General features: G+C 39.5%; 21 protein-coding genes. 16 read left to right on the top strand and 5 right to left on the bottom strand.

Annotated features, from left to right (window positions below; genetic code table 11):
* The first annotated feature begins 25 nt into the window (after positions 1-25).
* The 8 genes from IV512_RS11840 (at position 26) to IV512_RS11805 (ending at position 7,768) form a co-directional block, all read left to right on the top strand.
* Positions 26-835, top strand: a complete 810-nt coding sequence (locus tag IV512_RS11840; RefSeq protein WP_209403594.1) for a DUF1080 domain-containing protein — start codon at positions 26-28, stop codon at positions 833-835.
* A 19-nt stretch (positions 836-854) separates the two neighbouring features.
* Positions 855-1,922 carry an aldose 1-epimerase family protein gene (locus tag IV512_RS11835; protein WP_209403592.1) on the top strand — a complete coding sequence of 356 codons (1,068 nt, stop codon included), beginning with the start codon at positions 855-857 and terminating at the stop codon, positions 1,920-1,922.
* A gap of 25 nt (positions 1,923-1,947) precedes the next feature.
* Positions 1,948-3,156, top strand: coding sequence for a class I mannose-6-phosphate isomerase (locus IV512_RS11830; protein ID WP_209403591.1), 1,209 nt, complete (start codon positions 1,948-1,950; stop codon positions 3,154-3,156).
* Positions 3,157-3,190: 34 nt separating this feature from the next.
* Positions 3,191-4,216, top strand: coding sequence for a sugar phosphate isomerase/epimerase (locus IV512_RS11825; RefSeq protein ID WP_245224765.1), 1,026 nt, complete (start codon positions 3,191-3,193; stop codon positions 4,214-4,216).
* Between the two features lie 30 nt (positions 4,217-4,246).
* Positions 4,247-5,053 (top strand): alpha/beta fold hydrolase, encoded by an 807-nt coding sequence (locus tag IV512_RS11820; protein ID WP_209403589.1) that lies wholly within the window; start codon positions 4,247-4,249, stop codon positions 5,051-5,053.
* 10 nt (positions 5,054-5,063) lie between these two features.
* On the top strand, positions 5,064-5,876 hold the full coding sequence (locus tag IV512_RS11815) for a sugar phosphate isomerase/epimerase (RefSeq protein ID WP_209403587.1): 813 nt from the start codon (positions 5,064-5,066) through the stop codon (positions 5,874-5,876).
* 39 nt (positions 5,877-5,915) lie between these two features.
* Positions 5,916-7,064 (top strand): Gfo/Idh/MocA family protein, encoded by a 1,149-nt coding sequence (locus IV512_RS11810; protein WP_209403585.1) that lies wholly within the window; start codon positions 5,916-5,918, stop codon positions 7,062-7,064.
* A 452-nt stretch (positions 7,065-7,516) separates the two neighbouring features.
* Positions 7,517-7,768: a hypothetical protein gene (locus IV512_RS11805; protein WP_209403583.1), complete on the top strand. Its 252-nt coding sequence runs from the start codon at positions 7,517-7,519 to the stop codon at positions 7,766-7,768.
* 70 nt (positions 7,769-7,838) lie between these two features.
* On the opposite strand, the gene IV512_RS11800 is transcribed toward IV512_RS11805, so the two are convergent.
* A complete protein-coding gene (locus IV512_RS11800; protein WP_209403581.1) occupies positions 7,839-8,906 on the bottom strand; it encodes a hypothetical protein in 1,068 nt (355 codons plus the stop codon).
* 350 nt (positions 8,907-9,256) lie between these two features.
* On the opposite strand from IV512_RS11800, the gene IV512_RS11795 reads away from it, so the two are divergent.
* Complete coding sequence (locus IV512_RS11795) at positions 9,257-10,486, top strand: glycosyltransferase family 4 protein (protein ID WP_209403579.1); 1,230 nt, start codon at positions 9,257-9,259, stop codon at positions 10,484-10,486.
* A gap of 51 nt (positions 10,487-10,537) precedes the next feature.
* Here the strand turns inward: IV512_RS11795 and IV512_RS11790 are convergent, their stop codons facing one another.
* The gene (locus tag IV512_RS11790) at positions 10,538-11,143 is read right to left on the bottom strand and encodes an NAD(P)H-dependent oxidoreductase (protein WP_209403577.1); all 606 of its coding nucleotides are present in this window, start codon (positions 11,141-11,143) and stop codon (positions 10,538-10,540) included.
* A 93-nt stretch (positions 11,144-11,236) separates the two neighbouring features.
* Here IV512_RS11790 and IV512_RS11785 point away from each other — a divergent pair, with 93 nt between their 5' ends.
* The 5 genes from IV512_RS11785 (at position 11,237) to IV512_RS11765 (ending at position 19,094) form a co-directional block, all read left to right on the top strand.
* Positions 11,237-12,145, top strand: coding sequence for a LysR family transcriptional regulator (locus IV512_RS11785; RefSeq protein ID WP_209403575.1), 909 nt, complete (start codon positions 11,237-11,239; stop codon positions 12,143-12,145).
* A gap of 13 nt (positions 12,146-12,158) precedes the next feature.
* Positions 12,159-12,827 carry a hypothetical protein gene (locus IV512_RS11780; RefSeq protein WP_209403573.1) on the top strand — a complete coding sequence of 223 codons (669 nt, stop codon included), beginning with the start codon at positions 12,159-12,161 and terminating at the stop codon, positions 12,825-12,827.
* A 236-nt stretch (positions 12,828-13,063) separates the two neighbouring features.
* Positions 13,064-16,594, top strand: a complete 3,531-nt coding sequence (locus tag IV512_RS11775) for a sulfatase-like hydrolase/transferase (RefSeq protein ID WP_209403571.1) — start codon at positions 13,064-13,066, stop codon at positions 16,592-16,594.
* Between the two features lie 52 nt (positions 16,595-16,646).
* Positions 16,647-17,765, top strand: coding sequence for a glycoside hydrolase family 105 protein (locus tag IV512_RS11770; RefSeq protein ID WP_209403569.1), 1,119 nt, complete (start codon positions 16,647-16,649; stop codon positions 17,763-17,765).
* An 18-nt stretch (positions 17,766-17,783) separates the two neighbouring features.
* Positions 17,784-19,094: a Gfo/Idh/MocA family protein gene (locus IV512_RS11765; RefSeq protein WP_209403567.1), complete on the top strand. Its 1,311-nt coding sequence runs from the start codon at positions 17,784-17,786 to the stop codon at positions 19,092-19,094.
* 58 nt (positions 19,095-19,152) lie between these two features.
* On the opposite strand, the gene IV512_RS11760 is transcribed toward IV512_RS11765, so the two are convergent.
* The 3 genes from IV512_RS11760 to IV512_RS11750 all read right to left on the bottom strand — a co-directional run bounded on the left by IV512_RS11760 (position 19,153) and on the right by IV512_RS11750 (position 22,961).
* Positions 19,153-20,235, bottom strand: coding sequence for a GDP-L-fucose synthase (locus tag IV512_RS11760; RefSeq protein ID WP_209403565.1), 1,083 nt, complete (start codon positions 20,233-20,235; stop codon positions 19,153-19,155).
* Positions 20,236-20,240: 5 nt separating this feature from the next.
* Positions 20,241-21,353, bottom strand: a complete 1,113-nt coding sequence (gene gmd / locus IV512_RS11755; RefSeq protein WP_100871663.1) for a GDP-mannose 4,6-dehydratase — start codon at positions 21,351-21,353, stop codon at positions 20,241-20,243.
* A 234-nt stretch (positions 21,354-21,587) separates the two neighbouring features.
* Complete coding sequence (locus IV512_RS11750; RefSeq protein ID WP_209403563.1) at positions 21,588-22,961, bottom strand: Gfo/Idh/MocA family oxidoreductase; 1,374 nt, start codon at positions 22,959-22,961, stop codon at positions 21,588-21,590.
* Between the two features lie 114 nt (positions 22,962-23,075).
* On the opposite strand from IV512_RS11750, the gene IV512_RS11745 reads away from it, so the two are divergent.
* Entirely contained in the window at positions 23,076-24,464 is a 1,389-nt protein-coding gene (locus tag IV512_RS11745; RefSeq protein WP_209403561.1) for a sialate O-acetylesterase, read from the top strand.
* A complete protein-coding gene (locus tag IV512_RS11740; protein ID WP_245224763.1) occupies positions 24,461-26,635 on the top strand; it encodes a thioredoxin domain-containing protein in 2,175 nt (724 codons plus the stop codon). The genes IV512_RS11745 and IV512_RS11740 overlap by 4 nt, the downstream gene beginning before the upstream one ends.
* Positions 26,636-26,647: the final 12 nt, after the last annotated feature.

Here is a 26,647-nt window from a genome sequence, read left to right as displayed (position 1 = left end):
CAACTAGGTAGAATAAAATTATATCATGAAAAAAATCTATAAAAATTTAGCGGCTTGCCTGACATTGGTATTTGCCCTTTCGATACAATCGTGTAAGGAAACCAAAAAAGAGCAAGTAGTTGAAGAAGAAACGAGTCAAGAAGTGGTAACAGACGCTGACGGATTTATGTCAATCTTCGATGGAAAAACACTTGAAGGTTGGGAGGGAGACCCAAAATATTGGAGTGTTGAAAATGGAAATTTGACAGGTACCGTTACTCCTGAAACCTTGTTGGAGAACAATACCTTTATTGTCTGGCAGGGTGGTCAGCCCAGCGATTTCGAACTAAAACTAGAATTTAAAATTGCGGAAGCAGGTAATAGTGGTATTAATTATAGAAGCGAAAAGATTGATACAATACCGCACGCCCTAAGAGGCTATCAGGCCGATATTGATGGCAAAATTCGATATACCGGCCAAAATTATGAGGAGAAAAAGCGGGCCACTTTGGCCTATCGTGGCGAAAAAGTGATCATTAACACCCAAGATAATCCTGATGAACCAGGGTCGCTTAGAGCAAATGTACAGCGCAACTGCTGGCAGAGTAGAGAGGTGGTAGAGTCATTGGGCGAGTCAGATTCTTTAAAGACTAAAATCAATCATGAAGATTGGAATGAGGTTCACCTCGTCATTAAAGGCAACCGACTACAACATTATGTAAATGGTGTACTTATGAGTGATGTGACCGACGAAGATTCGGTTAACAGAATGTCTTCTGGTCATCTTGGCGTGCAGGTTCATGTTGGGCCGCCAATGAAAGTTGAATTCAAGAATATTCGATTAAAAGAACTGTAATTATTAGGCGGTAAGTAGAATGGCAGAAACCAATAGAATTCTTAAAGGGCGAAATAAGGTAGGTAACGCTGCGCAGGTGGGCGGAATAGAAACGTCCGTTCTGGATAATGGTTTGGGTAGAGGTTCAAGAATCGCGTGGATCAATACCGGCACAGGTTTCCGATACAAGATTTTACTTGACCGAGCGATGGATGTTGGTGATGCTTTTTACAATCAGTTCAGTTTAGCTTGGTTAAGCCACGCGGGTACCATGCCAGCAGATAGGTTTTCGGATAATGGTATGGGCTGGATTCGAAATTTTGGTGGAGGACTTTTGACCACATGCGGACTATCGCATGTGGGGGGTCCGGAAGAAGATGAGAAAGGTCATCGCGGTCTTCACGGTCAAATTAGTAATACTCCGGCGGAAATTATTTCCATCGTTCAACCAGATCCGATGAGTGGTAAACTCGAAATGAGTATTACCGGAATTATTCGGGAAACTCGAGTTTTCGGTCCCTCTTTAGAATTGCGACGTACCATTTCCGGTGAATTGGGTAAGGCTGAACTTAACATTAAAGATGAGGTAATCAACCGAGGAAATCAAAAAGCACCCCATATGCTCCTGTACCATATTAACTTCGGATGGCCTTTGGTCGATGAAGGATCTAAACTGCTTTGGAAAGGTGATTGGCATTCTCCAACTCCTGATTCCGACAAGAAATTATTTAAAGAAGACACAGACTTTAAAACGTGCCCACCCCCCATGAAATCTCATTCAGGAACAGGGGAAGATGTAGCTTTTATTGATATTGAAAGTGATGAAAACGATATGGCAAAATGTGGGATATATAACGAAAAATTGAATTTGGCCGTAGGAATACGTTTTTCTAAAAAGCAGTTGCCATGGTTGGTTAATTGGCAACATTGGGGCGAGAATGAATATGTGACCGCTTTAGAACCGGCAACAAATCCGCCCATTGGGCAGAAAAGGGCTCGAGAACAACAGACACTTCTATTTTTAGAACCGGGAGAACGAAAAAACTACTCACTAAAAATACAAGTATTCAAGAAAGAAGAAATACAAGAATTTATAAAATCAATTTAAACCTAAACTAATAAATTAAAGAAATATGGCAACATTGGCTGAAAAAGCATTGGAACAGGGCAAGGGTATTTTACGTTTGTCGCCAACCTGGGTACCAAGATCTTTTTGTGTACCAGGAAGAAGAATTAAATTACACCCAGACGATTATTATGTGCTTGGAGGGGAAAGAGGAGGTATTGATGAACGTTGGTTTTCTTCAACTACCCCTGCAGAAAACGGACCGTTAACTGGTGAAAACGAAGGGCTCAGCCATGTTGTAGTTGAAGAAAACGGTAAAGAAGTTCAGATTACATTAAGAGACGTAATCGATGAGCTGAAAGGAGAAGTTATTGGTGACAGACTTTGGGACGAATACCAAAGCTGGCCAATGTATTCTAAATTTTTCGATAATATGGGGCCGCTTCCGCATCATATTCATCATGACGATGAGCATGCGGCAAAAATTGGCCAAAAGGGTAAACCGGAAGCCTATTATTTTCCGCCTCAAGTTAACAATCACGGAGGTGACTTTCCGTATACCTTTTTCGGAATTACGCCTGGTACTACCAAAGAACAAATCAAAGAATGTTTGAAGAATTTCGCAAAAGGGGATAATAAAATTACTAACTTTTCTTCCGCTTTTCGTTTGGAACCCGGTACCGGTTGGGATGTTCCACCGGGAATGCTCCATGCCCCCGGTAGTATGTGTACCTATGAGCCTCAAAAGGCTTCCGATGTTTTTGCCATGTATCAATCTTTGGTAAACGAAGCTATCATACCTGAAGAATTACTATGGAATGGTACCCCCGAAGACCGAATGGGTGATTATGACCAACTGATGGAAGTTATCGATTGGGAATTGAATACCGATCCGAATATGTTAGAAACCAGATTTATGAATCCAATACCAGTTGAACCTTTAGAGGAAATGGAAGCCAAAGGCTATATCGATAAATGGATCTGTTATCGCTCCGATGCTTTCAGTGCAAAGGAATTAACAGTGTTGCCAGGTCAAACGGTAACTATCAAAGATAACGCGTGCTATGGCATGATAATGATGCAAGGGCACGGCACCATGGGCGATTGGGCAATCGAAACCCCATCTTTGATCCGTTATGGGCAATTGACACACGATGAATATTTCGTGACAGAGAAAGCCGCCAAAAAAGGGGTAACGATTACTAATTTGAGTGCTACCGATCCTATTGTAATGCTAAAACATTTTGGTCCTGATAATCCGGATTTAAAGCTGTAATCAATAATGAAGTCTAATTTTAAATATAGAAATCATGCAAAATAATTTTCCAAAAATACATAACGCTACTTGGCCCGGCATCGTAGGTAAGGGGCCAGATTCTGAACCTGTCATTCCTTTTGATAAAATGCTTGAAATGACTGCCGCCGCCGAGGTGAACGGCAATAAATTCGATGGGGTTGATATAGGTCTTTTAGACCCACACATCAATATCGATAGTTCAGATGATGAAATAAAAAGATTGGCCGATAAAATTGCAGGTTACGACCTTAACGTGGGCAGTATGGTAGCTCCCATTTGGGGAGGGCCGACATTGGGTTCCGATAACGATAGAAAGACATTCGTAGAAATGGTGCGTAAGGCATGCCATTTCGGTAAAGTGCTTCGCGAGCACGGCGTACGTCAATACGGGGTTATCCGAATAGATTCTGCTTCAAGTCCTGAAGATTGGTCAAAAAACCCAGCGAAGAACACTCAGTTGATAGTCGAAACTTTTAGGGCAGCCTGTGACGTAGCCGCTGATTATGATGAAAAATTGGCCGCAGAAGGTGAAATCTGCTGGGGTGGAATGCATGGTTGGAAGACGATGGTAGAAACTTTAGAAGCCGTTGATAGGCCGAACATCGGTTTTCAGGCCGATATGTCGCATACTTTGTTATATCTGTTGGGGTACAATGCTCCGGAACAAAGAATATTGCCCGAGAATTTCGATTGGTCAGATAGAGCTACTTTAGAGAGCGGACTCAAAACGGTTACCGATGCCCTAAGACCTTGGACCATCGATTTTCATGTCGCACAAAATGATGGAACCGTTCACGGAACCGGTTCTCATGACAAGACCGGTAGACACTGCTTGGCTACCGACCCCAATGGAAAATTAGATGTGGCTAAAGATGCAGGTTACTGGCTTCGAGACAATGAAGGCAATCTTACCAAAGCGTTCAAACATATATGTTGGGATGGTTGTATGTTCAGCAACGATGTGATGATGAAACAGCAAACGTGGAACGATATTTTGGCCAAGTTGGTCGAAGTTCGAGATATGCATGGCTGGAATTAGAAACCAATAATCTAAACTTTTTCAATAAAAATGCCTTATATCGCTGTTAACGGAATAAACCTTCATTATCAAGAAAGAGGAAAAGGAAAGCCCTTACTGCTCGTTATGGGTATTACGGCAGACCTTTCCGTATGGGAAAAGCATGTCTCGTATTGGGAGCAAAGTTACCGTTGTATCCTCTTTGATAATAGGGGGGTGGGCCTATCCGACAAACCTGAAGGCCCTTATACGACCGCTCAAATGGCAGATGATGGCGCCGCCTTGTTGCAAGCTTTGAATATATCTAAAGCTGCGGTAGTCGGTGTCTCTATGGGGGGTGCCATTGCCTTACAATTGGCTATTAGGCATAGTGATTTAATAGAGTCTATAGTGCTTATGTGCCCTTGGGCCAGTTGCGATCGTAAAGCGGAGGCTATCTTTAAGCATGTGATGCATGCAAAGGCGCATTTGCGGCCAGAACAATTTTCAAACTTTGTACAATTGCTTATTTTCCATAAGTCTACATGGGATGACGATTCGGAGTACAATGACTTGATGGAGGGGCAAAAAGAGGCCGCTCTTGCCGGAATGCAGCAGCCCTTGCACGGATTAGAAGGACAGGCGCATGCCTGTATTTCGCATAACGTGGTAGCAAACCTTCCTGACATAAAAAAACCTGCTTTAGTGATTGGCGGAAAAGAAGATCAGTTCATTCCTGAATGGATGGCCAATGAGGTTGCTAACGGTATACCTAATAGCGAGCTTCACCTATATGAGAATGCCGGTCATGCCTTTCATTGGGAAAAACTGGAAGACTTTAATCCAAGAGTATTGAATTGGTTAAACGAGAACTACTGAAAATAACAAAATGGGAAATATTAAAATAGGATGTGAGACCTATACTTGGGCCATGTCCGGAGATAAATACAAAAATAAACTAGAACATATACTCAGTGTAATGTCTAAATCTGGTTTTAAAAGTATCGAACCGGATACGGGTTTCATGAATGGTTTTACAGACCCTAAAGTTTTTAAAGAAGCATTGGACCGGAATAATATTGAACTATCTGTATTATGCCATGTCGAAGATTGGAGGAATCCAAAAGAGACCGATCAAGAAAAAAGAAACGCGGATCAATGGATCGAGTTCATGAAACATTTTCCAGAGGCCATTTTGTTATTGGTTCAAATGCCTGGAGAAAATCGGGATAATTTAGAAGAAAGACAGCAGAACTTGTTGAGTTGTGTTAATGAAATTGCCACGAGGGCAACGGGCGAGGGCATTGTTTGTTCATACCACCCCAATTCACCACAGGGGTCTATCTATAGAACAGAAGAGGACTATAAAATTTTGCTCAATGGTTTGAATAGTAATGTTATCAAATATACACCGGATGTCGGGCATATGGCCAAAGGTGGTATGGATCCTTTAAAAGTGATAAAAGAATATCGTGATATTGTCAACTGCGTTCATTATAAAGATATGTTCATAGATGGTCGCTGGGCACAAATGGGCGACGGTATCATAGACTTTGAGGGAATTACCACTTATTTGAAAGAAACCGATTTTGAGGGTTGGATAATAGTTGAAGATGAATGTGATGAAGCAATTACCGACCCGGACGGTGTTACCGAACAAGATGGAATATATATAGAAAAGGTTTTAAGACCTCTTTTGTAACTGAATTTTAACTACAACTTAAATTAAATAAAGAGAATAATGGCAAATAAAAAAGAACTACGTATCGCAATGATAGGCACGGGTTTAATGGCCAGAACCCACAGTAATGGTTATAATAGAATTCGTGATTTTTTCCCTGAATTGGAATATCACCCTGTAATGAAAACGGTTTGCTCACGAACCGAGGAAAAAGTAAAGGCATTTGCCGAGCAATGGGGTTATGAATCGTATGAAACCGATTGGAAAAAGGTTATTGCCAGAGATGATATCGATGCTGTCGATATTTGTACGCCGAATGATATGCATGCCGATATTGCGATAGCGGCGGCTGAAGCAGGGAAAATGGTATTATGTGAAAAACCATTGGCACGTTCTGTTGCCGAAGCACAACCCATGGTCGATGCAATCGAAAAAGCAGGTGTGCCCAATACAGTTTTTTACAACTACCGTAGAATACCCGCCGTAACTTTAATTAAGAATATTATCGACTCCGGTAAATTGGGTAAAATATTCCACTACAGAGGAAACTTTTTACAAGACTGGACGATTAGTCCTGACCTTCCGCAAGGTGGGGAAGCATTATGGCGATTAGATGTTGAGGCTGCCGGATCTGGTGTAACCGGTGATTTATTGGCACACTGTATCGACGGTGCCATGTGGCTGAACGGACCCATAAAAGATGTTTCGGCCGTTACAGAGACATTTATCAAAGAAAGAGTACACCAAGGTACAGGTGAAAAGCAAAAAGTGGGTATTGACGATGCCTGTATTTTTCATTGTCATTTTGAAAATGGCTCTTTAGGTCTTTTTGAGGCTACTCGTTATGCCAGAGGACATAAAGCTTTGTATACATTAGAGATAAATGGCGAGCACGCCTCTTTACGTTGGGATTTGCACAATATGAATTATGTGGAAATGTTCGACCATGCCGATGATGCTGTTGTGAGAGGTTGGAAGCAAATCTTGATTACCGATAGCGACCAGCCTTATATGGATCGCTGGTGGATTCCTGGAACTTCAATCGGTTATGAACATTCCTTTGTTCATCAAGTAGCCGATTTCTTGAAAAGTTTAGAGGAAGGAAAACCTTGTGAACCAACTTTCAAAAATGCCATGATGACCCAGAAGGTCTGTGAAGCGGTCATTGATTCTGCCAACTCAAAAAGTTGGAAAGATACCGGTCTATAAGAGTAACTAACTTAGAGAAGAAAATCCCGACTTTGAAATGATGAACTCATTTCAATCGGGATTTTTAAATATAAGGGTTGGTTATTATAGAATTGAGTAATTTATAATATTATCTATAGCTTTTAAAAAGTAAAAAAGGGACAAATAACAACATTCGCCCCTTTTCGTTAAACTAACTCAAACAACTCAAAAGGGTATCACTCCTTTCAAGTACTATATTAGTTTAAATTTGTGGCTTGTCCATCCTGTACTGTACTGCTGCGCCCTTAAATTTTGTTAAGATTAAATCGAACGGAAATTTTAGCGTTTTGAATTCAATTTAATTCGTGAGAAAGAAAAATGCGATTGCTAAATGTGAAGACCTCTTTTATGATAGAACGTACATCTCAGTAATAGACAACATACAATCCATTCAAATTATTGTCGTTAATAAACGTACCAGCTCGATTAAAATGGATAAAACACTTAGAATTTTAATAATGTTTGCCATTATCATTGTAGGGCTAGTAATTGGTGGTGTGCTAGGTTTCTTTGGCCTTTTTTGGATCTGTGAATATTTAGATGCTCAAGATGCTGCCCGTGCCTCACAAGGAGGAGGCTATGTAGCCGTAGGCTGGATTTTTCTATTTGTGACTATACCCCTCGGAGCTTTGCTGGGTGGTCTCTCTGCATTTTTTGGTTGCAAAAGACTGCTACCAAAATAGAAAAGCGAAAATTCTGATTAAATAAGTTTCAAGAGTTTGGTCTATTAACGTATTTGTTGAGTGCCTTATTTTAATTGATGAGAGTCCAATCTAATTCATGTAAATCAGAATATTCCCACTGACCGAATCGGCCAAAAGGCACTACATCATTACCTTTAAGAGTTTCTAGACTTTTTAAAGTCGAGGCTCCTGAAATAAGTTCTAGAGGGTAAGCCATAGGTACATAAAGTTCTTGGGCAAATTCTAATTTTTCAATTTCGGGAACCAGCTCATAAACCCTATCTCTAATTTTTTCTACAGGAATCTCCCCATATTTATCACTTCTTAACTGGGTGAGTAAGAAATTATCGGTCAGTGAAAAAACGCGAAGAATATCGGAATTCAAATCACAATCGTAAATAATCTGATTTTCCTTAAAACCGTCTTCATATTTAAAGAAATAGAAAAAGGCACTTGCATAACTATCATCATGATTACTTTCTAGATTACAAAGCTTGAGTAAAATAGAAAAAGGTATTGTAGATACTAATTTGTCATATTTGATAGTATATTCATCCGTATAAATTTCCTTTTTTTCAATATTTATTTCGTTTACTCCATTACATTCCAAAACCTCGGGGTCAAATTTGTCAACTGCATATTTGAACAGCGATTTGCCATCAATGTAACCTACTCGGGTATTGCCTTTTTTAGATATATAATGCCTTGCAATTTTTGATTGAACTTGACTAAAGGGTCTTGAAAACATAGTATCTCCCCATTGTTTTAGCCCTAGGCATAAATTTTTGTCTACCCCTTGCTTTTTTATCATGAAATCGGCAAGTGATCCCTCTTTTAACTCGTACTCTGTGTGGTCAAAATTGGTTAGCTCCGAGAAACTGACACTGATAGGTTCTTGTTTTGAAACGCCTTCGAATAAACTCGAATTGTACAGTTCAGACTCCTTAACAGGAAAAATGGGTAAGGGGCTAAAGGAAGTATTCTCATGGTCTAAAGTGAAAATAGGTGAGAAGTTCTTGTTCTTTAAAATTAAAATATCATCATGATTATTATTCTCAACTAATTTGTCATATGCTATCAATGATGCATAGCCATACCCAAGCAAGCAGTATTTAACTTGCACTGTTTTTGAATTCATACGAGGAACTTTATTTATTTTCAAGTGAACGATTCATAATAAAAGGCAAATCATTTATTACGCGCGAATATAAGGTCTTTGTTAAAAAATAGGGTAGGAGTTTTTAAGGTAATCGATAAAATCAGATCTGGTATCGACCAAATCATTTTTTCAAGATAAGTATTAAGTCATAATTCTAGTAATAGCTCTTAAAAACATACATCCACTATAGAGTGAAATCATCATTTTGCATTAAATGTGTTCATTTTATAATTTATACTTTTGTATCGACGTTATACTGTAGACCTATTAAAATGATTTTCAGTTGACCAATGAGGTCGAAGTATATTCCAAACCAACTAAAAACCTGAATGAAAAAAGTAGTGTTGAGTGCCTATGCTTGTTCACCTTATAAGGGGTCTGAATATTGTGTAGGATGGTCTTGGGCCGTTGGGCTAGCTAAAAAGGGCCTCGAAGTTTGGTGTGTAACTAATGTCGAGGATATAGAAGACTGTCTAAAAGAAAAAAAAGCTTTAGAAATTCAGAACCTTCATTTCGTATCTGTTGAACTTCACGATTTTGCGGACAAGAATTGGCTCAACAACTCTAAAAAGGTTATATATCTGCACTATTTTTTATGGAAGAGAAAGGCTTCTAAAATCATTAAAGATTTGCACGAAAAACATCACTTCGATATAGCTCATCATGTGAGTTATGGCAGTTTTCAACAGGGTAGTAGTTTGTATAGGTTAGATAACTGTAAAATCATTTTTGGACCTGTCGGCGGGGGTCAGATGTCTTTACCGATCTTTAAACCGTATTTCGGCTCTTCTTGGATTATTGAGATTATCAGAAAGTATATGTCAAAGTTTCTTGTACATTTCAATACTTCATTAATTCGAACCTTAAAAAAGGCAGATGTGGTATTAATGGTAAATCAAGAGACCCAAACTCTCTTTGAATCTACAAAATACTATAAAGAGGGTAAAAGTTTTTATGTCAGTGATTCGGCATTGCCGGTTCAGTTTGAACAAAATCAGTTCAAAGAAAAGGATTCCAACGAAGAATTTAGAATACTTTGGGTAGGGAGGCTTATACCTCGAAGAGGATTAGAACTATCACTTAAAGCCTTATCTTATCTGTCTGCTGATGTCAATTATAAGCTTGTTATTGTAGGTGATGGCGAACAAGGGCCTAAAGTTTCAGAGTGGATTAAAAAATATAAGTTAGATCCTTCTAAAATTGAACATTTAGGGTGGGTGCCTTATTCGCAGATGCACGAAGAGTATGAAAAAGCTGACGTAATGTTATTTTGTCCGCTTAGAGATACGGCAGGCCTTCAAGCCACTGAGGCCATGGGCTTCGGATTGCCGATTATTACCATGAACATAAGTGGTATGCGTACCATAGTAACTGATGAATGCGGTATAAAAATAAACCCTACTACAACCGATGGCACCGCCAAAGATATCGGTGATGCCATAGAGTTTATGTACAATAATCCAAAGTTTAGAAAGAAAGCTGCGAGAAAGGCTTATGAACGAGCCATGGAAAATACGTGGGCCAATAAAATTGAAAGAGTAACCACTGAATTTTATTAAATTTCTGTCATAATCAGACAAATTGAAGAGCTCTATATCTAAATCATCATTTTATACTTCAATTGTCTCAACCTTAAAATACTGGTCTAAAAACTTAGTGTATCTGCTTAATTCAGTAGGTACGTCTGCATTTTTTTCTATGTCATGAAAATGTAGAGTGGCTAGAGATTCTAGTCCGATAAATTGGTTCATTTTATGAAATCCGAATAAAGGGCCAGCATCGACACTGGTTTGGTCGAAGAATTCACCCTTCAACTCAAAAGCTTCTTTTGGAGCATTCCAACTTGTGGTTAGAATATACTTTTTTCCCTGAAGTTTTCCGCCTGTACCGTAATTGATAGCAGGGTTGCTTCGGCTTCTTCCATCGTTGTCATAAATACCCTTATCATTACCTTCTGTTAAAATCTTATCGAGATATTCTTTAAATTTAAAGGGCAATTGAAACCACCAAATAGGGGTGTGGTAAATAATTAAATCTGCCCATTTTAATTTTTCGACCTCTTCAGTGGGGTCATATGTTTCACTAACATGTGTAGTTTTTACTTCATAACCTTTATTTTTAAAATATATTAAATCCGACTCTAATAAGGTTTTATTGAACCTGCCTGGGGAATGTGCAAATTGATGGCCGCCATTTAAAATAAAAATGTTTTTCATACTACTTATAATTGATTTCGGCACAAAACTATAACAGATTTAACTATTACAAAAATAATATAAATTATACTTTTGCATAATAATAATTATAGTATGGTGAACTTGGAATGGTATCGCACATTTGTAGCAATTTATGATAACAACACATTGACCAAAGCGGCTCAATCGCTATATACATCACAGCCGGGTGTGAGTCTTCATTTAAATGCACTAGAAGCTTATGTTGGACGGAAACTCTTCGAGCGTACCTCGCGAAAAATGATTCCTACGGAAGAAGGCAAACAGCTATACAATTTTATTATCGACCCTCTCGAAAAATTAGCGCAGGCCGAACAACATTTTAAAAAAACCTCAAAAGAGCATGTGCCCTCGGTACATATAGGTATGTGCACAGAAACATTTCAAGCTATTTTGGAACCCGAAATTGCCCATTTCTCCTTTAATCTAGTGGCAAAATTCGGGAACCATAAAGAGTTGATTAAAGATTTAAATAACGGACTATTAGATTTGGTCATTACCCCCCAAGTCAACAATAAAACTACTTTGGTAGATTACGAAGCATTTTCCAAAGAAACTATTGTCTTGGTGGCCGGTTACAAAACTAAGATAGAAGAAATATCTAAATCAATATCCGCAAAGCAAATGATTGCTCTTGAAGAAGTATTAAAAGGTAATGTTTGGTACAGTGCCTCTAATGAAATGCATCACTTTAACCGTTTTTGGTTCGATAATTTTAAAAAACGACCGAATTTTAAACCTAATTATATTTTGCCGAATATAGGTTCGGTTATTCGAAGTTTAAGGGGGAATGAAGGTTTGGCTGTAGTGCCTGACTTTTTAGTAGAAAACGAGTTGCGAGAGAAACAACTTAAATTAATCTGGAAGGGCGAAGTGGTGGTTGACAATACTCTGTATTTTGCAACCCGAACCGATTTGCAGTTTAAAAAAGAGGTAGATACAATCAAGACTATTTTCAAAAGCAGAATGGGAAACAAACTCTAAAACCAAATTAATTTTGCAACATAGGTATTATCAGAAGACAAGAGAAGAGAGAAAAATAGTAAATTTTAAACTAGGCTTTTTAGTTGTTGCGGTTACAGTCTTACTCCTTTGTCTATTCCATTTTTCAGACTTCTTTCTATTTTTGCCTTTAGGCTTTTGGATGCTTCTCTCCATTTTGGCATCGTTTGTAGATACACCATCAATGGTGAAATCAGGCCGGCTCAAATATTATTCACATTTGCTATTGGCGGAAAAAGAGAAGAACAACCAGATAGTCATACACGGGGGTACACTTTTTGACTATTACTTTACCCTGTCTAAAAATGATAGTGGAGCAAAAAGAAGGAATCTGGTTTTGGCAGAATATTTAAGAGGGCTTTCAGTTTTAGCTCAAAAGAATGAAATTAAAGCAGATGTTCAAATTAAGGGCACTACTTATGTGTTGAATGAAAGAACTGCTCAAAAAATCGGTTTTGTGTCCAAAAGGCCAGAGGGTATTCAAATGCTTATTCTACTTTTAAACTACCCCGCCCTGATAGCATCAAAATCATTTGTTGCTAAAAAAATCTCTTTGCCCAATCTAATGAATACAAGAACTTTTACGACCAATATTGAAACCTTGCGTGCTCATCAAGATAAAATTAGAAAAATGAGTAACATACTTGCTGACCAAAATAGTTGACCATAGGCTGTATTCTACATTGCTTAGGGTAGGCAACTCTTCTTGCTCTTAAATGAAGTCTTAGAGCTAGGAGTCAGTCAATAAACAGTTTGTTTACTTTTATTATCCGGGTAAAATGAAAACCATAGAAGCGTAGATTATGCTTGTCCATGACAGTACAGGATACCTGAAAACCGGTAAATGGTTAAGTTCGATAACTGGTCTTAAATTTAAAACAGATTCTTAAAAGAGAATTAATGGGAATACATAAAAAGTTTGTTTACGGGGTGTTGTTACTGACCGCATTTTTATCAAATCGGGCCACCTTTGCGCAAAATATAGAGGACGATAGAAGACCGAATATCATATTTATTCTGACCGATGACCAGCGGCATGATGCTTTGGGCTACGCGGGAAATAAGTTGATTTCTACCCCTGAGATGGATAAGTTAGCCAAAGAAGGCACTTATTTCGAAAACGCTATGGTAAGTACTCCCATTTGTGCCGCAAGTAGGGCTAGCATTCTTACGGGGCTTTATGAGCGTACCCATAATTATAACTTCCAGACTGGTAATATTCGAGAATCATATATGGAAACCTCCTACCCACGAATTTTAAAGGAAAACGGTTATCACACAGGGTTTTATGGCAAATATGGAGTAAGGTATGACGGACTTGAGCAACAATTCGACGATTATAAGTCGTATGACAGAAACAATGCTTTTAAAGACAAAAGAGGCTACTACTACAAACAGTTAGGTAAAGACACAGTTCACTTAACACGTTATACGGGGCAACAGGCCATCGATTTTATTAAAGAATCTTCTAAAGAAAAGCCGTTCTGTTTGTCTTTAAGCTTTAGCGCCCCACACGCACATGACGGTGCAGAAGATCAGTATTTCTGGCAACCCGAAACTGATAAGTTGTTGCAAGGGGTGACCATACCCGACCCTGATTTGGCAGACGATAAATATTTCGAAGCGCAACCCCAATTTGTACGAGACGGTTTTAATCGCACGCGTTGGCATTGGCGTTACGATACTCCGGAAAAATACCAACACAGTGTTAAGGGGTATTACCGAATGATATCGGGCATCGACAATGAAATTGCCAAAATACGAGATGTGCTTAAGCAGAAAGGTCTCGATAAGAATACCATAATTATTTTGATGGGCGACAACGGCTATTTTCTGGGAGAACGGCAGTTGGCCGGTAAATGGTTGTTGTATGACAACTCGGTACGGGTACCCTTAATTGTGTATGACCCTCGTTTAAAAAAGCAGAACGATAGTAAAGAGCAGGCCATGAATGTTGACGTTCCCTCAACAATTCTTGATTTTGCGGGATTGGAAGTGCCGGCGGAATGGCAGGGAAAAAGTTTGAAACCTTTGATATCAAAAGAAACCAAAAGCTTAGCTCGTGATACGGTGCTAATCGAACACCTATGGGAATTTGATCATATTCCACCAAGTGAAGGTGTTCGAACAAAAGATTGGAAGTATTTTAGATACGTAAACGACCAATCGTTTGAAGAACTTTACCACATAAAAAATGACCCACAGGAAATCGATAATTTGGCCAAAAGTCAAAATCATGTAGATGTTCTGAAAGCCTTTCGAAAAAAGACCAATGAACTTGTTCAAAAGTACAGCGATTCATTTTCTGACGGCCCTTCTGAATTAATTGTAGAATTTATTCGTCAACCTACGGGTGTTGAGATTCTCGATTCAAAACCTGAATTTGGTTGGCAGGTTCCGTCAGGGGCTGTAACCCAAAGTGCCTATCAAATATTGGTCGCATCCTCACAAGATAATATCGATAATAATATTGGTGATGTGTGGAATAGCGGTCAAGTTCGCAACAATCAATCTACCGATATCGAGCACGATGGTAATGCATTAGAAAAAGGAAAGACCTATTACTGGAAAGTTCGCATTTGGGATGAGGATAACCGGCTTACGAAATATTCACAAAGTCAAAGATTTACTTTAGCTTCCGACCCAAGCGAAGTTATCACTACAGCCAACAGTTTTCAGATAGATAGCATACAGCCTGTCATTTTCGAAAAGCGAGCTAAAGAATATTTTCTTGATTTCGGAAAAGCGGCCTTTGCTACCCTTAACTTCACTTACAAGGCTACAAATCCGCATACCCTGACATTTAGAATAGGTGAACAGTTGCAAAATGGAAGCATTAACCGCACGCCCGAGAAACGTAGTCATATTCGGTATCAAGAAATTGAAGTGGCGGTAAATCCCGTTCAGACAGAATACCAACTTCCCGTAAAAACTAACAAGCGAAACACCTTGCCCGGTAAGGCGTTACCACTTCCTGAAGGCTTTCCGGTATTAATGCCTTTTAGATATGCCGAAATAGATGGGGTCGAAGAAACGATTTCCAGAGAAAACTTTACCCAGTTGGCTTTCCACAGTTATTGGGAAGACGATTCAAGTTCATTCTCTAGCTCTGACGATATATTGAATCAAGTGTGGGACCTTTGCAAGTACTCTATAAAGGCGACGACTTTTAATGGATTATATGTAGACGGAGACCGAGAGCGCATACCCTATGAGGCCGACGCATATCTCAATCAATTGAGCCATTATACCACTGATAATGAATATGCCATTGCCCGCCAGACGATAGAGTATTTTATGGAAAACCCGACCTGGCCTACCGAATGGCAGCAGCACATGGCGTTGATGTTCTATGCTGATTATATGTATACGGGAAATACCGAGCTGATTGAAAAGTATTATGACCAGTTAAAACATAAAACGCTATATGAGTTGGCTCGGGAAGACGGTTTGATTACCTCTTCTAAGATGACTCCAGAGCTTATGAAAAAATTGGGCTTCCCTGATGATTTAGAAGAAACTTTTAGAGATATTGTTGACTGGCCTCCCGCAAATTGGGGTGGCGACCCCAATGTGACAGGAGAAAGGGATGGTTTTGATTTTCAACCTTATAATACCGTGGTCAACAGTTTTTATTATAAGAACATGTTGATAATGGCCGAATTTGCACAACTGATGAACAGGCCTGAAGAGGCGGTCGATTTTAAGTTACGAGCCTTGAAGGCGAAGAAAGCGATCAATGAAAAGTTATTTGATGATACTACTGGTGCTTATGTTGATGGGGAAGGTTCTACACATTCTTCGGTGCACGCAAATATGATGCCCTTAGCATTCGGTTTGGTACCAGAAAATAGGAAGAATTCCGTAGTAGATTATATTAAATCAAGGGGAATGGCCTGTAGCGTTTATGGATCGCAATATTTGATGGAAGGACTTTATGAAGCTGGGGCCGGTGATTATGCTTTTGAGTTATTGACTTCGACCTCTGATCGCAGTTGGTACAATATGATCCGAATCGGTTCTACGATTACATTGGAAGCATGGGACATGAAATATAAACCCAATGCCGATTGGAACCATGCTTGGGGAGCTGTTCCGGCGAATATTATCCCGAGAGGGCTTTGGGGTATTGTTCCAAAAACTCCGGGTTATTCGGTAGCCCGAATTAATCCTCAAATGGGCAAACTAAAAGAAAGTAGCATAGAGGTGCCTACTATAAAAGGAACGATAAAAGGAGAATATAGGCACGTTAACAACAGGTTACAAACCTATACCATTGAGATACCCGCCAATATGGTAGCGGAATTTGAGGTTGAGGCTTTAGCCAATAATGTAATTCGGCATAACGGCAAGAAGGTCAACTCCGGTTTTGAAAGTATTCGGCTGAATCCTGGTAAACATAATATAGAGCTGGTCATCAATTCTTTTTAAATATCTTATTTTCATAAAATCTAAATCAATTCAAATACAAAAACTCAATTTTATGGTTCACGTTTTACGCTTAATGAAATACGTTCTCAGGCTTTTGCCGATTGTATCGATAACCTTGATGACTGCTCAAAAAATAGATTCCAAAAATGTGGAAAGTTCGATGGTCAAGGCTATGGAATGGCAAGAACAACATCCGATTTTTACTTCTTCCCCAACAGACTGGACGAACGGAGCCTATTATGTAGGAGTTTCCAAAGCACATGAGTCTACCAAAAATCCAATTTTTTCGGCAGCTTTAAAAACAATGGGTTATGAAAACGAATGGAAACCTTGGGACCGTTTTTATCACGCCGATGATATCATTATCTCATATACCTATCTCTATGCTAATGAAATTCGTAAAGGCATGGTAGATTTAGAACCTACCGAAAAATTTATACTTGACCACTTGTACAGACCACACCCATGGAGGGAAGGTATAGAAGGCAAAGACCAGCAAATTTTGTGGTGGTGGTGCGATGCTTTGTTTATGGCTCCGCCAGTACTTACGGTATATGCCAAGCTTACAGGAGAACAAAAGTACCTTGATGAGATGCACAAACTCTATATGGAAACCTATGACTTATTGTATGATAAAGAGGAACATCTTTTTGCTAGGGATATACGATTTCTCTGGAAGGGAACTGCTGAAGATATGAAAGAAGAAAACGGGAAAAAGATTTTTTGGTCTAGAGGAAATGGTTGGGTTATTGGCGGTCTTGCATTGATTTTAGAAGATATGCCAGAAGATTACGAACATCGAGATTTTTACCTGAACCTGTACAAAGAAATGGCTACAAAAATTAAATCGGTACAGCATTCTGATGGTTTATGGCGTACAAGCCTACTTTCACCAGAATCATATGACCATGGTGAGGTCAGCGGTAGCGGTTTCTATACCTACGCCCTCACTTGGGGAATTAATAACGGTATTTTAAACAAAAAAGAATACACTCCGGTGGTGACCAAAGCTTGGCATGCCCTTCAAAAATGCCAACAAGAAGACGGAATGGTCGGTTGGGTACAAGATATAGGGGCCAGCCCCGAACCTGCATCGGCAGATAGCTGGCAAAATTTCGGAACAGGCGCTTTTCTACTTGCGGGTAGCGAAATTTTAAAACTCAACAAATAGAACCCTAAAGAATCAAATATGAAAAGGAAAAAGAAAAGTAATTCTACCGAATCTGTTCTTTCTAGAAGAAAATTTTTACGAAATAGTGCCCTAGCGGCCGGTTTGGTCACCATTGTGCCCCGACATGTACTTGGGCGTGGTTTTATAGCACCAAACGACAAAATCAATTTAGGTTATATCGGTTTGGGTAAACAAGGTAGTATTCTTTCCAATCGTTTCACAGGTGAAACTCAGGCGCAAGTGGTGGCCGGGAGTGATGTGTGGACATCTAAAATGGAACGTTTTAAAACTATCGTCGAAGGGTATTATGCTGAGAAAAGAAATGTTAAAGGGTACAACGGAGTAAAAACGTATTTACACTACGGGGAAATGTTAGAAGATAAAAATATCGATGGTATCGTAGTAGCTACCCCTGATCACTGGCATGCCATACAATCTATTGATGCCATGAATGCCGGAAAAGATGTGTACTGTGAAAAACCCTTGACCAATACGATTGTTGAGGGTAGAATGATGGTCGATGCGGCGAAGAAAAACAACACCGTTCTTCAGGTCGGAAGTATGCAGCGCTCTTGGGAAAGATTTAAAAAGGCCCAAGAAATTGTTAGTTCGGGTAAATTGGGGGATATCAAAAAGGTTTTGGTGAATGTTGGCGACCCTGCTAGAGCATATGATTTACCTGTAGAACCTACACCCGCCGGAATCGATTGGAATCTTTGGTGTGGTCCTGCGCCCTTGTTGACTTATCACCATACTGTTGCGCCAGAGGTGGTAGATAAGTACCCTGATTGGCGAGATTTTAAAGAGACTGGCGGTGGAATTCTCTCCGATTGGGGCGCACATATGTTCGATATTGCTCAATGGTGTTTGGGTATGGATAGAACAGGGCCGGTAAGCTATATTCCTCCTAAAGACCCGAATGCCGTTCGCGGTCTACAGATGTTCTATGAAAACGGAATTGAAATGGTACATGAGGATTTCGGTAGAAAATGGGCCGTCCGTTTCATTGGAACAGAAGGCACTATGGATGTAAGTAGGGGTTTTCTGGAAACTACACCCGCCAATATTTTAATGCCGGAAGGCGGTGACCCCAAAGAACTTTTTAACGATAGGGGCAATCACTACGAAGATTGGTTGACCGCTATTCGCAATCAAGGCGAAACTATTTGTGATGTCGAAACAGGTCATCGCTCTGCAACGGTTTGTAATGTTGCAAATATCGCTTATGAATTGGGTAGGCCATTAAAATGGGATCCCGTAAAGGAAAAATTTAAAGGCGATTCTGAAGCCAATAAACTGTGTAAACGTAAGAACAGAAAATACGCCTAAATTGAAAAATGCGCCAACATCAATTGGCCCATTTTTATTTATGGATTTTTGGTCAAGATTAACTATTATACCAAGAATACATCTGGTTCAGTCCGTCTTGTAGTTCTATATTGTGTTTCCAGCCCAACCCATGTAGTTTGCTAACATCGGTCAGTTTTTTCATAGTGCCATCTGGTTTATCGGCATTGAACTGTAAGGCACCTTCAAAACCGACCATAGCCTTTATCATTTCGGCCAACTCTTTAATCGAGACATCTTTACCTGTACCGATATTAATATGGGTATTGCGAATTTCTTTTTGACCCGATTCATAGGTGTCATCAAAATTGCGGTTTTGCATGATGAAAATACAAGCTTCAGCCATATCTTCAGACCAAAGAAACTCTCGCATGGGTTTACCACTGCCCCAAATTTCTACGGCGATTCCATTTTCTTTGGCAACTATTCCATATTTACCCAACATAGTCTTGATTGCCGATTCGTCAGCGCTTCCATCAACAGTTTCAATGGGTCTCGCGTTTAAATCTTTTCGAATAGTGGTCCAATCTTGGTTCTCTAATGCCTTGCCTAAATGCATTTTTCGAATTAAGGCAGGTAATACGTGTGATTTTTCTAAATCGAAGTTGTCATTCGGCCCGTAAAGATTGGTAGGCATTACTGAAATGAAATTGGTACCGTACTGCAAATTATAGCTCTCACAGAGTTTGATTCCTGCTATTTTTGCAATTGCATAAGGTTCATTGGTATACTCTAAGGTGTCCGTCAGAAGATAATCTTCTTTCATCGGCTGCGCACATTCCTTCGGATAAATACATGTACTTCCCAAGAACAACAATTTTTTTACCCCATTAAGATAGCTATGATGAACTACATTGTTCTGTATCATTAAATTGGCATAAATAAAATCTCCTCTATAAGTATTGTTTGCAACAATGCCTCCAACTTTGGCCGCAGCTAAGAAAACGTAATCCGGTTTTTCTTTTGCGAAAAAAGTAGCTACGGCATTGGCATCGACCAAATCAAGCTCAGAATGGGTTTTCAATACGAAATTTGAAAATCCTTGAGCCTTGAGTTGTTTTAAAATGGCGCTACCTACAAGACCTCTATGTCCGGCAATATAAATTTTGGAACTCTTATCCATCTTTTTTATTCGAAGTAGTTCATGATGCGATAGCCACCTTCTTTCAAATAAGTGTCTTTCTTCATCAATTTCAAATCACTTTGCATCATGTCTTTGACCAGATCGGCCAACTCATATTTAGGAATCCACCCCAATTTTGTGTTTGCTTTAGTTGGATCTCCAATCAATAAGTCTACTTCAGTCGGTCTAAAGTATCTTGGGTCAACCGAAACAACTTCACTGCCTATTTCTAACTGGTAATCAGGGTTGTTGCAAGCTTTTACATAACCTCTTTCGTCAACACCTTCACCTTTAAATTCCACTTCAATTCCTGCTTCGCCAAAACTCATTTTGACAAAATCACGAACCGTAGTCGTTTTTCCTGTAGCGATTACCCAATCTTCAGCTTCTTCAGCTTGAAGAATCATCCACATCATTCGAACATAGTCCTTTGCATGTCCCCAATCTCTTTTGGCATCTAAGTTACCCAAGTAAACCTTGTCTTGAAGGCCTAAAGCAATTTTAGAAGCGGCACGGGTAATTTTTCTGGTTACAAAAGTCTCCCCTCGAATAGGAGATTCGTGATTAAAAAGAATGCCGTTGCAAGCATACATACCGTAAGCTTCTCGATAGTTCACTGTAATCCAATAGGCATACATTTTCGCAACCGCATAAGGGCTACGTGGATAAAACGGAGTAGTTTCAGACTGAGGAACCTCTTGAACCTTACCATAAAGTTCAGAAGTTGAAGCTTGATAAATTCTAGTCTTTTTTTCTAGACCTAAAAGTCTTACGGCATCCAAAATTCTAAGTGTTCCGATTCCATCGGCATTCGCCGTATATTCTGGGGTTTCAAACGATACTGCAACATGGCTCATAGCGGCCAAGTTATAGATTTCATCGGGTTGAATTTCTTGAATCAGTCGAATAAGGTTGGTGCTATCGGTCATATCACCGTAATGCAAATGTAGATTGCGGTTTTCTACATGTGGATCTTGATATAGGTGATCAATTCTATCAGTATTGAAAAGAGAAGATCTTCGTTTTAGGCCATGTACCTGATAACCCTTTTTCAATAAAAATTCGGCCAAATAGGCTCCATCCTGACCTGTTATACCTGTAATCAAACACTTTTTCATTTGCTAAGAAGATTGGTTGTTTAAATTAATTGCACAAATATGAAGAATTAAATTATTAACAAAAAAAGTTGACTTCTGTATTTTAAATAAATTAAGGAATAGAAAATATGTCCCTTTGTTCATTAAGTATTTACACAAGATTAGAGAGTAAGACTAATAATACTCCGATACATAAAAATGTAATAAATTCTTGCTCTGTAAATTCAGCAGATATTGTTTTGCGAGAAATTTTTATCAATTAAACATTTTAGGAAGTGGGTGTTCCCAACCTTCCCGATAACTCCGTTGTAAAAGTTTCGTAGCTTCTGGGTCATTTAAAACGATTTGCTTCTCTTGGTCATAAGATAAGGGTCTTTGAAGTTGTAGTGCCATATTGGCCAATATACAGCTTGCTGTAGAAATATGACCTTCTTGAATATTGGCGACCGGCTTTTCACCTGTTTCGATGGCGGACAAAAAATCTAGCATATGGCCTCTTGTAGCAGGTGCGGCATGCAATTCAATATCCTTTTCGGTTAAATCTTCAGGATATTTCTCCCGTTCATAGATAACATCTTTTTGAATTTTTTTTCCATCTCCAACTGGGATAAACTCGTATTGCATAACACTTCCTTTAAGCGTTCCCTTTTCGCCATAAATTTTAAAGGCCCAAGGGTATTCAGGGTCTGGTGGGGTACCCCATGATCTATGTTTCCAAATACACTCTAGTTCCTCAAATTCGAATACCGCATTTTGAGTGTCGGTTATATTGGCCTTGGCATCTTTTTGTACATAAATACCGCCTGTTGAACTGATTCGTTTTGGCCAACCGAGGTCGAGCATCCACCGAACGGTATCTAACATATGCACGCACATATCACCTACGATTCCATTACCGTACTCCATAAAAGCCCGCCATCTACGATGTGGCAAGCCGTCAAATTCACGCATGGGGGCGGGCCCTGTCCACATATCATAGTCGAAAAAATCAGGTATGGGTGCTTCTGGTCGGTTTTTAGTGTCGCGCATGTGATAATAACAGCAAATTTCTACATGAGAAACTTTACCTAAAAGCCCAGCATCTACAATGTTTTTTTTGGCTTCGACAAGGTGCGGAGTACTTTTGCGCTGGGTACCCACTTGTATTACCTTGTTATACTTTTGTGCGGCCACTATTAAAGCCTCACCCTCAACAACATCGACACTTATGGGTTTCTGAAGGTAGACGTGTGCACCTGCTTTCATAGCCTCAATACCCTGTAGTGCATGCCAGTGGTCGGGAGAGCCGATAAGAACAATATCCAAGTCTTTTTCGAAAAGCATTTTCTTGTAGTCAGAAAAAGTTTTAGGCTTTTTTCCCGACTTCTGACGTTGACTGACCAGTTCTGAGGCTTCAGCAAGCATTTTCTTATCGACATCACAGAGCGACACTACGTCAATATTGGCGACCTGCATTAAACGGAATAGGTCGCTTTTACCATACCATCCAGTGCCAATAAGTCCTACCCTCAAAGGTTTTTCGCGATGCATTAAATCAATTCCGTAGGCACCGAATGTGGATAACGCTATGGCAGCGGATGTTCCTTTTAAAAAATTGCGACGGTTGATGTATATGTTCTTGCTTGGCATTCTAAAAGTGAGTTTAAGTTGATTCTAAAGATATCTAAATCTAATCAAATAGAGGCGCCCCAATAAATATGGATATAATCGATATATTTAAGCTGAAAATAATTTAAATCTATCATGAAGCTCCATCATTTTATTATCACCTTATTGTTTGTTTGTTCGACCCAACTTAGTATTGCAGAGGTGACTTTGCCGAACGTCTTGTCAGACGGAATGGTATTACAACGCAATGAAAATGTAAAGCTTTGGGGCTGGGCAAATACAGGTGAAAAAGTGCAAATTACCACCAGCTGGAATTCAAAAAAATATCAAGTTGAAACGTCTATTGCTGCAAAATGGGAAATCGAAGTTTCCACTCCCGAAGCAGGAGGCCCTTATACCATTACCATTAAAGGTGATGAGAATGAAGTGGTTTTAAAAAATGTTTTGATTGGAGAAGTGTGGGTATGTTCTGGTCAGTCGAATATGCAATGGAGCGCAACTACTTCCGCTGGAATCGATAACGCCCAGTACGAAATAGAGAATGCCAATTACCCCAACATACGATTTTTTACGGTACCCCGTAGAACTTCTGAACATCCTCAAGAAAACCTTCCTGGAAGGTGGGATGAATGTACTCCGGAAACCATGAAAGATTTTAGTGCGGTTGCCTATTTTTTTGCACGAAGGTTGCAAGAAGAGCTTAATATTCCCGTAGGTCTTATTGATAATGCTTGGGGCGGCTCACCAGCCGAAGTATGGGCCACGAAATCTGTTTTTGATGAAAATGATGATTTGAGAGAAGTGGCAAAAAATCTGGAAGACACTCCTTGGAGTCCTGTTACACCGTCATTTCTTTATAACGGCATGGTGCATGCTTTGACGCCTTTTAAAATTGCCGGTACAATTTGGTATCAAGGTGAATCGAATGTAAGTCGGCATGCACATTACAAGAAAATGTTTTCAGAGATGGTCGGTTCTTGGCGAAAAGCTTGGGGTTATAATTTTCCATTTTACTATGTACAAATTGCGCCTTATAAATATGACAATCCAGAAGAGGGTGCCCATTTGAGAAATGTTCAGCGAGAAGCATTGGAGGTTATACCAAACTCTGGTATGGTGGTCGTAAGCGATATTGCAACTGTAAATGATATTCACCCGCCTAACAAGCAAGACGTTGGTTTGAGATTGGCCAATTTGGCCTTGAAAAAAACGTATAAGAGTTATGAGGATGAGGTGAACGGTCCACTTTTTAAAAAGCATCAAATAGATGGCAAAAAGGTTGAGGTAACTTTTGACCATGCAGAGGGCTTGATGGTTAGAGGAAAAAAACTCACCCACTTTGAAGTTGCAGGTTCAGATGGAAAGTACCATCCGGCGAAAGCTACTATAAAAAATGACAAGGTGATTGTTTCTTCAAAGAATGTGCCTCAACCAGTCAATGTAAGATTTGCGTTTAGTAATACTGCCGAACCCAACTTATTCAATGGGGCGGGACTTCCGGCATCCACATTCATTAGCGAATGAATCTGTTTGCCGACGTTTCGGTCGGTAAATATTGTATTTTCGACAGATATAAAATTACTATGCAATTTAATTATTCCAGACGCCTCATCATATTGATGATTCTTGTGTTCACTTCATTTTATTCATGTAAAGAGAATCAAGAATCTGAAAAAACCGTGGAGCATAAATTCACGAATGCCCTGGTTGATGAGACGAGTCCTTATTTATTACAGCATGCACATAACCCGGTAAATTGGCGACCATGGAGCCAAAATGCGCTGGATGATGCCAAAAAAGAGGATAAGCTGGTATTGGTCAGCATAGGTTATTCTTCGTGCCATTGGTGCCATGTGATGGAAGAGGAGACCTTTGAAGATGAAGAGGTGGCCAAGGTCATGAACGAAAATTTTATTAACATCAAAGTAGACCGTGAAGAACGCCCTGATGTCGACCAGATTTACATGACGGCCCTTCAATTGATTTCAGGTAATGGGGGTTGGCCTTTAAATGTCATTACTTTACCCAATGGAAAACCTTTATATGGGGGTACGTATCATACCAAAGAGCAGTGGACGCAGGTCTTGACTAAAATTAATGAGCTCTATAGGAACGACCCCGATAAAGCAGCCGAATATGCCGATATGGTCGCTGGCGGAATAGCAGAAACAAATCTCATACAACCATCTAGTGATTTTTCCCTTCTTTCCAAAGAAGCATTGAACCATAGTGTAGAAAAATGGAGAGCTAATTGGGATCTCGAAAAAGGCGGCGATACGGGTTCTCAAAAGTTTATGATTCCGTCTAATCTTAGCTTTTTACTTGATTATGCTGCCCTTTCAGAGGATGAGCAAGCAAAGGCCCATGTAGAAAACTCTTTAGATCAAATGGCCTTGGGGGGCATCAATGATCATATAGGAGGAGGATTTTACCGCTATAGTGTAGATTCAGAGTGGAAAGTTCCTCACTTTGAAAAAATGCTCTATGACAATGCACAGGCGCTAAGCCTGTATTCGAAGGCATATACAATTTTCAAGAAAATGGAGTATAAAAATGTAGTCTGGGAGACTATCGATTTTTTGAAAAATGAAATGAAAAATAATAGTGGGGGCTATTACGCGGCTTTAAATGCCGATAGCGACGGGGAAGAAGGTAAGTTCTATGTTTGGAAGCAAGAAGAGTTAAAAACAATTTTAGGGGATGGTTTTAATTTATTTGCTTCGTATTATGACATTGCTGATGACACGGTATGGGAAGATGGAAATCATGTCTTACGTAGAATCATGAGCGACTCAGATTTCATTGCGCAAAATGAAATAACTGGCAATGTATTGAATGCCGCTAAATCTGAATGGAAAAAGAAATTAATGAAAGCCAGGGCAAAAAGAACCCGACCGAGCACTGACGATAAGATCATTACTTCATGGAACGCTTTACTCATAACCGGGCTGGTAGATGCTTACAAGGCATTCGGTCAAAAATCATTTCTATCGGAAGCCGAAAACATATTCCAATACTTAAAAAAGAATTCGTACCAAAATGAATCTCTTGTTCATACTTATAAAAAGGGAAGCCAACAGAAAGAAGGTTTTTTGGAAGATTACTCATTTTTAGCTAAGGCGGCGCTTCAGTTGTATACCGTAACTTTTAAAACGGAATATCTTGATTTTGCTAGAAAATTGACGGGGTTGGTAGAAATCAGGTTTCACGACGAGGCTTCGGGAATGTACCGCTACAATAAAGGTGATGAACTTATTGCTAAAATTATTAAGACCGATGACGGGGTGCTTCCATCACCAAATGCTGTGATGGCTCATAATTTATTTGAATTAGGGCATATCGATTATAATACGAATTATACCGAAAAATCGAAGAAAATGATTTCGGCCATGGTTCCGATGATTAAAGAAAGTGCTCCGAGCTATTCAAAATGGAACGCTTTGTTGCTACAAAATATCTTCCCTTATTTTGAGGTTGCGGTGGTAGGTGATGCCTCTAACTTATTGGTAGCTAGTTTGAACGAAAAACACCTTCCGAATACATTGGTGGTCGGTAGTACTTCTAGCAGTGAACTCCCACTTTTAAAAGACCGCTACGTAGAGGGTGATACTTACATTTATGTATGTCAAAATACTACATGCAAATTACCTGTGAGTACCGTACAGCAGGCAATCGAGCAGATGGCTGATTTCTAGCCAATACTTTTT

Source organism: Pseudozobellia sp. WGM2 (genome assembly GCF_017810075.1).
GTDB lineage: Bacteria > Bacteroidota > Bacteroidia > Flavobacteriales > Flavobacteriaceae > JADNYK01.
The sequence above is the reverse complement of the archived record's forward strand: the minus strand, read 5'-3'. Positions and strand labels throughout refer to the sequence as shown.